10 protein-coding genes are annotated in these 11,087 nt (G+C 72.9%); 6 read left to right on the top strand and 4 right to left on the bottom strand.

Translation table 11 applies throughout. From position 1 onward, the window contains the following. Positions 1–6 precede the first annotated feature (6 nt). Positions 7–507, top strand: a complete 501-nt coding sequence (locus tag TAE01_RS09315) for a GNAT family N-acetyltransferase (protein WP_147065727.1) — start codon at positions 7–9, stop codon at positions 505–507. A 13-nt stretch (positions 508–520) separates the two neighbouring features. On the opposite strand, the gene TAE01_RS09320 is transcribed toward TAE01_RS09315, so the two are convergent. Then, a complete protein-coding gene (locus TAE01_RS09320) occupies positions 521–1,561 on the bottom strand; it encodes a zinc-dependent alcohol dehydrogenase family protein (RefSeq protein ID WP_147065934.1) in 1,041 nt (346 codons plus the stop codon). A 26-nt stretch (positions 1,562–1,587) separates the two neighbouring features. Further along, positions 1,588–2,055, bottom strand: coding sequence for an Hsp20/alpha crystallin family protein (locus TAE01_RS09325; protein ID WP_147065729.1), 468 nt, complete (start codon positions 2,053–2,055; stop codon positions 1,588–1,590). A gap of 129 nt (positions 2,056–2,184) precedes the next feature. Between TAE01_RS09325 and acsA the strand changes: the two genes are divergently transcribed. The 5 genes from acsA to TAE01_RS09350 are packed head-to-tail and all read left to right on the top strand — an operon-like array spanning position 2,185 to position 7,624. Next, the gene (acsA, locus tag TAE01_RS09330; protein WP_147065732.1) at positions 2,185–3,996 is read left to right on the top strand and encodes an acetate--CoA ligase; all 1,812 of its coding nucleotides are present in this window, start codon (positions 2,185–2,187) and stop codon (positions 3,994–3,996) included. Next, the gene (gene pdhA / locus TAE01_RS09335) at positions 3,993–5,006 is read left to right on the top strand and encodes a pyruvate dehydrogenase (acetyl-transferring) E1 component subunit alpha (RefSeq protein ID WP_222594106.1); all 1,014 of its coding nucleotides are present in this window, start codon (positions 3,993–3,995) and stop codon (positions 5,004–5,006) included. Before acsA ends, pdhA begins: the two co-directional genes overlap by 4 nt. After that, positions 5,003–6,028 carry an alpha-ketoacid dehydrogenase subunit beta gene (locus tag TAE01_RS09340; RefSeq protein WP_147065734.1) on the top strand — a complete coding sequence of 342 codons (1,026 nt, stop codon included), beginning with the start codon at positions 5,003–5,005 and terminating at the stop codon, positions 6,026–6,028. The genes pdhA and TAE01_RS09340 overlap by 4 nt, the downstream gene beginning before the upstream one ends. Beyond that, the gene (locus TAE01_RS09345; protein WP_147065736.1) at positions 6,021–7,364 is read left to right on the top strand and encodes a dihydrolipoamide acetyltransferase family protein; all 1,344 of its coding nucleotides are present in this window, start codon (positions 6,021–6,023) and stop codon (positions 7,362–7,364) included. Before TAE01_RS09340 ends, TAE01_RS09345 begins: the two co-directional genes overlap by 8 nt. A gap of 5 nt (positions 7,365–7,369) precedes the next feature. Next, complete coding sequence (locus TAE01_RS09350) at positions 7,370–7,624, top strand: acyl carrier protein (RefSeq protein ID WP_147065738.1); 255 nt, start codon at positions 7,370–7,372, stop codon at positions 7,622–7,624. 69 nt (positions 7,625–7,693) lie between these two features. Here the strand turns inward: TAE01_RS09350 and TAE01_RS09355 are convergent, their stop codons facing one another. Then, positions 7,694–9,901, bottom strand: a complete 2,208-nt coding sequence (locus TAE01_RS09355; RefSeq protein ID WP_147065740.1) for a DEAD/DEAH box helicase — start codon at positions 9,899–9,901, stop codon at positions 7,694–7,696. Between the two features lie 277 nt (positions 9,902–10,178). Then, positions 10,179–10,940: a VIT1/CCC1 transporter family protein gene (locus TAE01_RS09360; protein ID WP_147065742.1), complete on the bottom strand. Its 762-nt coding sequence runs from the start codon at positions 10,938–10,940 to the stop codon at positions 10,179–10,181. Positions 10,941–11,087 lie beyond the last annotated feature (147 nt).

Below are 11,087 nucleotides of genomic sequence, written 5' to 3' on the forward strand. Positions count from 1 at the left end.
ATCGAGGTGGCACCCACATTCATCGTCCGCGACTACGACGACGCCGACTGGCCGCAGGTGTGGTCCGTCGTCGAGGAGGTCGTCCGGGCCGGTGACACGTTCCCCTTCCCGACCGACCTCACCGAGCAGGAGGCGCGCGGGATCTGGCTCGAGAACGGTCCGGGCGGTCGGGTGACCGTCGCCGTCGACGGGGGGCGGGTGGTCGGAACGGCGAAGATGGGCCGCAACCGGCCGGGTCCCGGCTCCCACGTCGCGACCGCGAGCTACATGGTCTCGGCGCAGGCGCGCGGCGAGGGCGTCGGCCGCGCGCTCGTCGTCGACTCGCTCGACTGGGCACGCGCGTCCGGCTACGCCGCCATGCAGTTCAACGCCGTGGTCGCGACGAACACCGGCGCGGTCAGGCTCTACGAGAGCCTCGGCTTCACGGTCGTCGGCACGGTGCCGCGGGCCCACGAGCTCCCGTCCGGAGAGCGCGTGGGCCTGCGCATCATGCACGTCGACCTCTGAACGGCCGCGGCGCTCAGCTCGTCAGCACGACCTTGAGCGCGCCGGTGTCCGCCGCTCGGGCGAAGGTGTCGTAGGCGTCGATGAACTCACCCATCGCGAAGCGGTGCGTGACGAACCGCGCCAGGTCGATGTGGTGGGTGGCCAGCAGCCGCAGCAGGGTCGGCGTCGAGTACGTGTCGACGAGCCCCGTCGTGATCGTGACGTTCTTGATCCAGAGCTCCTCCAGGTGCAGGGTGGCCGGGCCGCCGTGGACCCCCACGTTGGCGACAGTGCCACCCGGACGGACCAGGGCGGCGCACTGCTCGAACGTCGGCGCGACCCCCACCGCCTCGATGGCGACGTCGGCGCCGAGACCCTGCGTCAGGTCCCGGACGATCGCGACGGCGTCCTCGCGGGAGGGGTTCACCGTGATGTCGGCCCCGAACTGCTTGGCCGCCTCGAGTCGGGCATCGGCCAGGTCGATGGCCACGACGTGCGCCGGACTGAAGAGCTTCGCACCCATGATGGCGGAGAGCCCGACCGGGCCGGCGCCCACCACCGCTACGACGTCACCGGGACGGACCCGGCCGTTCAGCACACCGACCTCGTAGCCCGTGGGCCCGATGTCGGCGAGCATGAGTACTTCCTCGTCAGTCACTCCTTCGGGGACGGCATACGTCGACGTGTCCGCGAAGGGGACGCGGACGTACTCCGCCTGTGTTCCGTCGATCTTGTGGCCGAGGATCCAGCCGCCACCGCCGATGCACTGGCCGTAGCTGCCCTCGCGGCAGTAGCGGCACGCACCGCACGCGGTGATGCACGAGACGAGCACCCGGTCGCCGACCTTGACGTTCTTGACGCCCGAGCCGACGGTCTCGACGGTCCCGACCGCCTCGTGGCCGAGGATGCGGCCGTCGGTGACGGCGGCGACGTCGCCCTTGAGGATGTGCAGGTCCGTGCCGCAGATCGTCACGGTGTCGACCTTGACGACGGCGTCGGTGTCGTGCTCGACGATGGGCTTCGGCACCGTCTCCCAGGCCTTCCGGCCCGGGCCGTGGTAGACGAGCGCCTGCATGAGGGATCCGTTGGCGGCCATGGCGGTCAGCTGATCTCGACGTGCGTCGTCTTGGCCTCGGTGGCCTTGGGCATCGTCACGAGCAGCACCCCGTCGGCGAGCGACGCCGAGACGGCCTTCTCGTCGACCGAGACCGGAAGCACCGCCTCGTAGGTGAAGCTGCCCGAGGTGCGGGTCGTGTGGCGCAACGTGCCCTGGCCCTGCTTCTCGGTCGTCTTCGTGCCGCGCACGCTGAGCCGGCGGCCGGAGAAGTCGATCTCGATGTCCTTCTTGTCGACCCCGGGCAGGTCGAGCTCGAGCGTGAAGGCGTCGTCGGTCTCGCGCAGCTCACCACCGGGGGCGAAGTCACCGACGCCCAGCGCCGGCGACCACATCTGCTCCATGAGGTCCTGCATCCGGCCGGCCCACGGTCCGAGCTCTCCCCACGAGAACGGGTCGGGCCTCGTCTGGACGGCGCGACGCTCTGGGGCCTTGGACCCGCTGTTGGTGCTCATCTCTCCTCCTCGACCTCGCGCCGCGCGGCATCGGCGGCGCCTCTCGTGCCAGTTCACGTCGCGGAAGGTCCTGCCAAACAGGGCCGTTGGTCCCTACCTGCCCGTGGGACGGCGCGGGACCGTGGTCCCATGGCCGACTCGGCAGTGCAGGGTGGCGCCGTGCAACGGCGGCCGGTCGAGCACGTCCCGGCGCTGCCGCCCCTCGTCGGTGACTACGAGACGCGGCGGCGCACCTTCACCTGGGCGGGTGCGCGGGCGTGGTTGCAGGTCGACGTCGAGGGCCACCTCAACATGGCGCACGAGGCCGTGGACCGGCACGCGACCGGACCCCTGGCCGACACCGTCGCCATCCGGTTCCTCTCCCGCACGGCCGCCCCGACCGAGCTGACGTACGCGCAGCTGCGCGAGCAGAGCGACGTCGTCGCGGTGGCCCTGCGCGCGCTCGGGGTCGAGGCGGGCGAGGCGGTCTGCACCCTCCTGCCACGGTCGCCCGAGCTCTACCTGGCGGTCCTGGGCACCCTCAAGGCCGGCGGCGTCTACTGCCCCCTCTTCCCGGCGTTCGGTCCCGAGCCGGTGGTCGAGCGGCTGCGCCTCGGCCACGTCCGCGTCCTCGTCACGGACAGCCTGTCCTACGTCCGCAAGGTCGCCCCGCACCGCGGCTCCCTGCCCGACCTCGAACACGTCCTGGTGACCGACCCGGGTGAGGCCGGAGCCCCCGAGGGGACGACGGCGTGGGCGGCGGCGCTGGCGACGGGCGCGGCGGCATACGACCCCCTCACCTTCACGGTGGCGCCCACCCGACCCGACGACCCGGCCCTGCTGCACTTCACGAGCGGTACGACGGGCAAGCCCAAGGGCGCCGTCCACGTGCACGAGGCGATCCTCGCCCACCACGTCACGTCGGAGTTCGCGCTCGACCTGCGACCCGGCGACGTCTACTGGTGCACCGCCGACCCGGGCTGGGTCACCGGCACGTCCTACGGCATCCTCGGCCCGCTCAGCTGCGGGGTCACCATCGTCACGGACGCGGCCGACTTCGACGCGCGCCGGTGGTACCGGATCCTGCAGGACGAGCGGGTCACCGTCCTCTACACCGCACCCACGGCGCTGCGGATGCTCATGCGCGCCGGGGTCGGGCTCGCCCGCGAGCACCGCTTCCCCGCTCTGCGCCACGTCGTCAGCGTCGGCGAGCCGCTCAACCCCGAGGCCGTCGTGTGGGGGATCGAGGCCTTCGGGATGCCGGTCCACGACACGTGGTGGCAGACCGAGACCGGAGCCATCATGGTGAGCAACTACCCGGGTATGCCGGTGCGTCCCGGTTCGATGGGGCGTCCCGTCCCCGGGGTGGTGGTCGCCGTCCTCGGCCAGGGGCCCGACGGGCGGGCGGAGGTCACCGACGGTCGCGTCCGCGTGCTCGGGCCCGATGAGGTCGGTGAGCTGGCCCTGCGGCCCGGGTGGCCCTCGATGTTCCGCGCCTATCTCGACGACCCCGACCGCTACGCCGCGGCGTTCGCCGACGGGTGGTACCTCAGCGGCGACCTCGCCCGGGTCGATGCCGACGGCTACGTGTGGTTCATCGGGCGCGCCGACGACGTCATCAAGTCCGCCGGCCACCTCATCGGCCCGTTCGAGGTCGAGAGCGCCCTCATGGAGCACCCGGCCGTCGCCGAGGTCGGTGTCATCGGCAAGCCCGACCCGCTCGCCGGCCAGGTCGTCAAGGCGTTCGTCACGCTCAAGGTGGGTCACGAGCCGACCCCCGCCCTGGCGCGGGAGCTCGTCGCCTTCGGTCGCCACCGGCTCGGCTCGGTCGCCCCGCGCGAGATCGCCTTCGACCAGGCGCTGCCGCACACGCGCAGCGGCAAGGTGATGCGACGGCTGCTCCGGGCCCGTGAGCTCGGCCTCCCCGAGGGTGACCTCTCGACCGTGGAGACGCCGTCATGACCGAGGAGCTGTTCGTCGAGCTGTTCACCGGGCTGCTGCGCGAGATGATCCGCATCCGCCGGTTCGAGGAGACGTGCGCCGAGCTCTACAGCGCGACGAGGATCCGCGGCTTCCTGCACCTGTGCATCGGCGAGGAGGCCGTCGCGGTCGGCGTCGTCGGCGCGCTCTCCGATGTCGACGCCGTCGTGTCCACGTACCGCGAGCACGGCCACGCGCTGGCCCGCGGCGTGCCGATGGAGGCGGTCATGGCCGAGATGTTCGGCCGGTCCACCGGCTGCAGCGGCGGCCGAGGCGGGTCGATGCACCTCTTCGACGCCACCCGCCGCTTCTACGGCGGCAACGCCATCGTCGCCGGCGGCCTGCCCGTCGCCGTCGGGCTCGCGCTCGCCGACCACCTGACCTCCGACCCGGCCGTCACCGTCTGCCTCTTCGGTGACGGCGCCTTCGCCGAGGGCGAGTTCCACGAGAGCGCCAACCTCGCCGCACTCTGGCACCTGCCGGTCCTCTTCTGCTGCGAGAACAACCGCTACGCGATGGGCACGGCGCTGGCCCGGGAGCACGCCGCCACCGACCTCGCGACCCGGGCGGCCGGCTACGGCATGGTGGCCTGGGCCGTGGACGGCATGGACGTCCTCGCGGTGCGCGAGGCGACCGAGCGCGCCCTGGCCTACGTGCGCGACAGCGGTCAGCCATGCTTCCTCGAGCTGCGCACGTACCGGTTCCGTGCCCACTCGATGTACGACCCGGACCGCTACCGCTCCAAGGACGAGATCAACCGGTGGAAGGAGCTCGACCCGATCCCGGCCCTCGCGGCGCGCCTCGTCGACCAGGAGCTCATGCCCGCCCATGACGTCGAGCAGTGGATGGCGGGGGTCGAGGGCGAGGTCGACGCCGAGATCGCGGCCGCCGTCGCTGCCGCGGACGCCGCACCGCTCGAGCCGGTCGAGCACCTCACGCGGTTCGTGACGACGGAGCCGGGCGACGCGCGCCCCGGGGTGAGGGCGTCATGAGCAGGCACCCGGTGACGACGGCCGCCCGGACCGAGGCGCCGGTCACCACGACGTACCGGGAGGCGTTGCGCGAGGCGCACCGCGACGCGCTGAGGAGCGACCCGCGGGTCTTCCTGCTGGGTGAGGACGTCGGGCGCTACGGCGGCTCCTTCGCGGTGAGCCTCGGGCTGCTCGAGGAGTTCGGCGAGGAGCGCGTCCGGGACACGCCCCTGTCGGAGTCGGCCTTCACCGGCGCCGGCATCGGAGCGGCGCTGCGGGGCCTGCGACCGATCGTCGAGATCATGACGGTCAACTTCAGCCTGCTGGCGCTCGACCAGATCGTCAACAACGCGGCGACGCTGCGGCACATGTCCGGAGGGCAGCTGTCGGTGCCGCTCGTCATCCGCATGACGACGGGCGCGGGCCGGCAGCTCGCCGCCCAGCACTCGCACAGCCTCGAGGGCTGGTACGCCTCGATCCCGGGCATCCGCGTCCTCGCGCCCGCCACGCTCGAGGACGCCCGCGGCATGCTGGCGCCGGCCCTCGCGGACCCCGACCCCGTCGTGATCTTCGAGCACGGCTCGCTCTACAACCTCTCGGGCACGCTGCCCGTCGACCCCGTGGCCGTCGACATCTCGACCGCCGCGGTGCGTCGCAGTGGCACCGACGTCACCCTCATCGCGTATGCCGGGGGGCTCGGCAAGGCGCTCGAGGCCGCCGATGCGCTTGCGACGGAAGGGATCTCGGCCGAGGTCATCGACCTCCGCGTGCTCCGCCCCCTGGACGACGCGACGATCACGGCATCCGTGTCGCGGACCCACCGGGCCGTCGTCGTCGACGAGGCCTGGCGGACGGGGAGCCTCGCCGCCGAGGTGGTCGCGCGGATCGTGGAGCAGGCGTTCTACGAGCTCGACGCCCCGGTCGAGCGCGTCTGCGGTGCCGAGGTGCCCGTGCCCTACCCGCACCACCTGGAGGAGGCGGCCCTCCCCCAGGTGGTCGACGTCGTCGCGGCCGCGCACCGGGCGGTGGGCGCCCGTGCCTGACTTCCGCATGCCCTCGCTCGGCGCCGACATGGAGCAGGGCGTCCTCGTCGAGTGGCTCGTCAAGGTCGGCGACCCGGTGCACCGCGGTGACGTCGTCGCAGTCGTCGAGACGCCGAAGTCGACGGTCGAGGTCGAGTGCTTCGAGACGGGCACCGTCGAGGAGCTCCTCGTCTCGGAGGGGGAGAGGGTGCCGGTGGGTCAGGCCCTGGCCCGGCTCGGTGACGGCGCTGTCGCCGCGGCCCCGCCGCCCGACGCGAGCGGGTCGCCCGACGCGAGCGGGTCGCCCGAGGCCGCCCGGTCGACCACGGCGGGAGCGCCGCCGCCGACGACGGCTCCTGCGCCCCGGCCACGCCCGCTGTCACCGGTCCTGCGCCACCGGGCCCGCGAGCTCGGCGTGGACCCGGTGACCGTCCACGGGACCGGGCGCGACGGGGCGCTGACCCGGCACGACGTCGAAGCAGCCGCGAGCAGACCGCGGCACCGTCTTCGGGTGTCACCCCTGGCACGCCGCCTCGCCGCGCAGGAGGGTGTCGACCTCGACACCCTGACCGGCACGGGGGCGGAGGGCAGCATCCGTGCCGACGACGTGCGGCGTGCCGGACGGCACACGACCCCCTCGGGCCGTGTGCACCCACCGGTCAGCACGGCCCCTCGGCCTGCGGCGGCGGCGCCGACGAGCGACATGCGGCGCAGCATCGCCGCGCTCATGACGGTCTCGAACCGCGACATCCCGCACTACCACCTGACGCTCACCGTCGACCTCCAAAGGGGCCTGGTGTGGATGAGGGAGCGCAACCGCGAGCTCGACATGGCCGAGCGGCTCGTGCCCGCGGCCCTGCTGCTCGCAGCCACGGCCCGGGCGGTCCGGAGCGTGCCGGAGCTCAACGGCCACTGGGTCGACGACGGCTTCCGACCCGCCGCGGACGTCGACCTCGGGCTCATCCTGTCGCTGCGCAGCGGGGGCCTGCTCGTCCCGGCGATCGCGGGTGCCGACCGGCTCACCGTCGACGAGACCATGGCACGCATCCGCGAGCTGACCCGACGGGCGCGGGCCGGGAGGCTGCGCGGGTCCGACCTCGTCCAGCCGAGCATCACCGTGTCGAACCTCGGCGACCAGGGCGTCGACAGCGTCCTCGGCGTCATCTACCCGCCACAGGTCGCCCTCGTCGGCTTCGGGGCCGTGGGGGACCGGCCTTGGGCGGTCGACGGGATGCTCGGCGTGCGGCCGCTCGTCACGGTCAGCCTGGCCGGCGACCACCGGGCGAGCGACGGCGCGACGGGCTCGCGGCTGCTCAGGACCATCGACCGACTGCTGCAGACACCCGAGGAGCTCTGATCGCTGTGACCGACGACCCGAGGACGATGCTGGAGACGGCCCTGCGCGAGATCGTGCCCGATGCGAGCCTCGACGGCCTCGACGGGGGCGCTGACCTGCGCGAGACCTTCGAGCTCGACTCGCTCGACGTCGTCGAGCTCGTCGAGCGCCTGGGCAAGCGGGCCGGCTTCCGCATCGAGGACGACGACGCCGACCAGCTGCGCACGGTCGACTCCGCCACCGCCTTCCTGGCCCGGCGGGCGAGGGCCGCTCGGCACTGACTCGTTGCCGGGCGGCGCGTCGCGGGACGACGAGGCCCCGGGGCGACGAGGCCCCGGGGCGACGGGCGCTCAGGCGGCGCCGGGCTCCACGAGGGCGTCGTGCAGCAGGGCGACGAGGGCGTCGACCTGCAGGGTGTCGCCCGAGGTGATGTCCTCGTCGCTGCCGTCGAGGGCGCGCGCGGCGAGCCCCTGCTTGGCGTCGATGAGCTCGGCGATCTTCGAGTCGATGGTGCCGGAGGCGAGGATGCGCCACGCGGTGACCGGCTCGTCCTGGCCGATGCGGTGCACGCGGTCGATGGCCTGCTGCTGCTCGGCCGCGGTCCACGACAGCTCGGCGAGCACGACGTTGGAGGCGGCGTGCAGGTTGAGCCCCACCCCGGCGGCGGTCAGCGAGCAGACGGCCACGGCGACCTCGGGGTCCTTCTGGAACGCGTCGATGGCCTCCTGCCGCTGCTTCGAGGTCTGCTCACCCCGCACCGACACCGTGCGCAGGCCGGCCGAGGCCAGCACCCGCTCGGCCGCGTCCATGACGTCGATGTGCTTGGCGAAGAAGACGACCTTGCCGACCGAGTGCGACAGCTGCACGGCGTAGTCCGCGGCGAGCGTCGACTTGGCCTGGCCGATCCGGCGCACGAGCGAGAAGACGTTGTCGCTGCCCTTCTCGGCCGACGTCGACCGCAGCTCCGCGGCGGCGACCCGGCGCATGAGGGCGGTGTCGGGCTCGTCGTCCTCCTCGCGCCCCTCGCCCTGGGCGAGCAGGGCCCGGTAGCGCTGGGCGAGACGTCGCCCGAGCGCGCGCTCCGCCTCCCGGACCGAGCGGCCGAGCTCGTCGTCGAGCTCGACGGTGATGTCGGCGATCCGCTTGTCGGGCAGGTCCTTGGCCACGTCGACCTTGCGGCGGCGCACGATGCCCATGTCGACGACGGCGCGACGGGCCTCGGGGTAGAAGGCGCGGTCGGCCGGCGTGTGGCCGGTGTCGTCGAGGCGTCGCACGATCTCGGCGGTCGGTTTGCCGTCCTTGATCCAGCCGAGGAAGCGCCAGATCGCGTCGAAGTCCTTGACGTCGTTGATGAGCGGCGTGCCGGTGAGGGCGATGAGGAGCGGGTTGCCGCCGGGCGTCGTGGCCCGCAACCGGTCGCCGAGCGCTAGCACCTGCTGCGAGCGCTGCGACTGGAGGTTCTTGATGAAGTGCGCCTCGTCGACGACCATCGAGCGGAAGCCGAAGTTCGAGAGCCACCCGAAGTGCCGGTCGAGGATCTCGTAGTTGACGACGAAGACGTCGGCGAAGGCGTCGACGTCGTTGCCGTCACCGTGGATGACGGTGACGCGGCGCTGCGGGGTCCAGCGCTCGACCTCGCGGGCCCAGTTGATCTTCACGACGTTGGGCACGACGGCGAGCATCGGGTAGGTGCCCGCGATGGAGGCGGCCATGACCGACTGCGCCGTCTTGCCCAGGCCCGGCTCGTCCGCGAGCAGGAAGGTGCGGTGCCCCTCCTGGACGCTCTGGAGGAAGCGCGACTGGTGGACCATGAGCTGCGAGCCGGGCGGGGAGAAGCGGTCGATCTGCGGCGTGGGCGGCAGGTCCATCGAGGCGGCCTCGCCCCCGGCGCCCTGCTCGAACGCGCGGTAGAGCGGGCTCAGCAGGTCCCAGCCGGCGAGCCGGTTGGGCAGGTAGTCGTTCTGGACGCGGCCGAGGTCCGGCGTGAGGAACGGGTTGGCGAGCGCCCGCGACGGGACCGACTGCGGCATGACCTGGCGGGCGGCGATCTGGGGCGGGACGACGGGCCGCGGCGGTTCGGGGGCCGTGATGACGAGGTCCTCCTCGGCGAGCTCGGCGCCCGACTCGAGGAGCCAGTCGCGGCGCATCTGCTGCGCGGCGGGACCGGGCTTGGCGTCGGCGTCGAGGAGGGTCAGCAGGCTCGTGTCGCGAGCCGCCACCTGCGCGAGGATCGTCGCGATGCCGTCGAGGCGCTTGAGCAGGTCGGCGCGCGTGGCCGACGGGATCGAGGTGTCCTCGCGCACGCGGGAGCGCTCCGATCGCATGAGCAGGGCCACGACGAGGAACTTGGTCCGGTTCGTCGGGCTGGCCTTGCCCTTGCTCGAGACCCGGGCCTCCACCTCGCGGACCCGGCGGGCGAGCACGGGGATGAGTGGCGCCGGTTCGTCACGGCGCTGGACCGTCTTGCGCTGGGCGTGCTGGTTCTGCTTCGAGCCCTGGTTGGCGCTCTGGGTGGAGCCCTGGCCGTCGGTCGGACGGCGGCGGACGCGCGTTGCCATGTTCCTCCTGATGACACGGAGGACGTCGAGCGGGCTGGCCCCCGGACGACACCATGACTGTCTGGATCGGTGTCGGCGGCGGACTCGGCTCGAGTCCCGGTGGACGCACCGTCGCGCGCCCGACGTCCCGTAGCGCCTGACCGGCGACCGCGCCACGACGGGCGCTGGGACACCTCGACTCTACAGCCCCCTCGGGGGCTCATGGTCCGAACCGCCCGGCGATCGCCCGTGCGTCGCGCCGGGGACGGGGTCGTATGCCGTGTCGCCAGGGGGGCGCTCAGCCCAGCTTGACCCCGACGAGCGCACCGATGGCATACGTCACGCCCATGGCGAGCAGGCCGCCACCGACGTTGCGCACGATCGCCCGGGCGGCCGGGCTGCGACCCAGGCGGGCGCTCGCCGACCCGGTGAGAGCGAGGGCAGCGGCGACGCTGAGCACGGTGACGACGATGCGGATCGAGGCCGGGCTGAAGGTGATGGTCAGCATCGGCAGGATGGCGCCGACGACGAAGGCCAGCATCGAGGCGCCGGCTGCGTGCCACGGGTTGGTCAGGTCGTCGGGGTCGATGCCGAGCTCGGCCTCGGCGTGCGCCGCGAGCGCGTCGTGGGCGGTGAGCTCACGGGCGACCTCGGCCGCGAGCTCCCGGCGCATCCCCTTGGCCTCGTAGATCTGGGTCAGCTCCTCGAGCTCGCCCTCGGGGTCCTCGCGCAGCTCCCGCGTCTCGAGCTCGATGAGGGCGCGCTCGGAGTCGCGCTGGGTGCTGACCGAGACGTACTCGCCGGCAGCCATCGACATGGCGCCGGCCGACAGTGCCGCGATGCCGGCGAGCACGATGGCGGCCTTGTCGGCCGTGGCGCCGGCGACGCCGACGACGACGCCCGCGGTCGAGACGATGCCGTCGTTGGCCCCGAGGACACCGGCGCGCAGCCAGTTGAGGCGGCTGCCGACGTTGGCGTCGTGCGGCTCCTCGCGGTCGTGGTTGGACTCGGCGTCGGGCCCGACCGGAGTCGGCTCTTCGGAGGCGCGGACCTCGGACATGCGTGGTGCTCCGATCAGTGTGTCGCGGAGTGTTGCCGCTCAGTGCTGCCGCCCAGTGCTGCCGCTCGGACGTGCTCAGTGTCGATCGTCGCACTCGGCCCGTGGGCTGTCACGCTAGGTGAGGCTCACCTAGCGTTCCCGTACCCG

It is taken from the genome of Terrabacter aerolatus, from assembly GCF_007991735.1.
Taxonomy (GTDB): domain Bacteria; phylum Actinomycetota; class Actinomycetes; order Actinomycetales; family Dermatophilaceae; genus Terrabacter; species Terrabacter aerolatus.

Bases quoted from the DNA above. Each gene is read 5' to 3' on its own strand.
- pdhA (WP_222594106.1), top strand. From the start codon at position 3,993: ATGACCGAGGAGCTGTTCGTCGAGCTGTTCACCGGGCTGCTGCGCGAG.
- TAE01_RS09325 (WP_147065729.1), bottom strand. From the start codon at position 2,055: ATGAGCACCAACAGCGGGTCCAAGGCCCCAGAGCGTCGCGCCGTCCAG.
- TAE01_RS09355 (WP_147065740.1), bottom strand. From the start codon at position 9,901: ATGGCAACGCGCGTCCGCCGCCGTCCGACCGACGGCCAGGGCTCCACC.
- acsA (WP_147065732.1), top strand. From the start codon at position 2,185: ATGGCCGACTCGGCAGTGCAGGGTGGCGCCGTGCAACGGCGGCCGGTC.
- TAE01_RS09320 (WP_147065934.1), bottom strand. From the start codon at position 1,561: ATGCAGGCGCTCGTCTACCACGGCCCGGGCCGGAAGGCCTGGGAGACG.
- TAE01_RS09360 (WP_147065742.1), bottom strand. From the start codon at position 10,940: ATGTCCGAGGTCCGCGCCTCCGAAGAGCCGACTCCGGTCGGGCCCGAC.
- TAE01_RS09340 (WP_147065734.1), top strand. From the start codon at position 5,003: ATGAGCAGGCACCCGGTGACGACGGCCGCCCGGACCGAGGCGCCGGTC.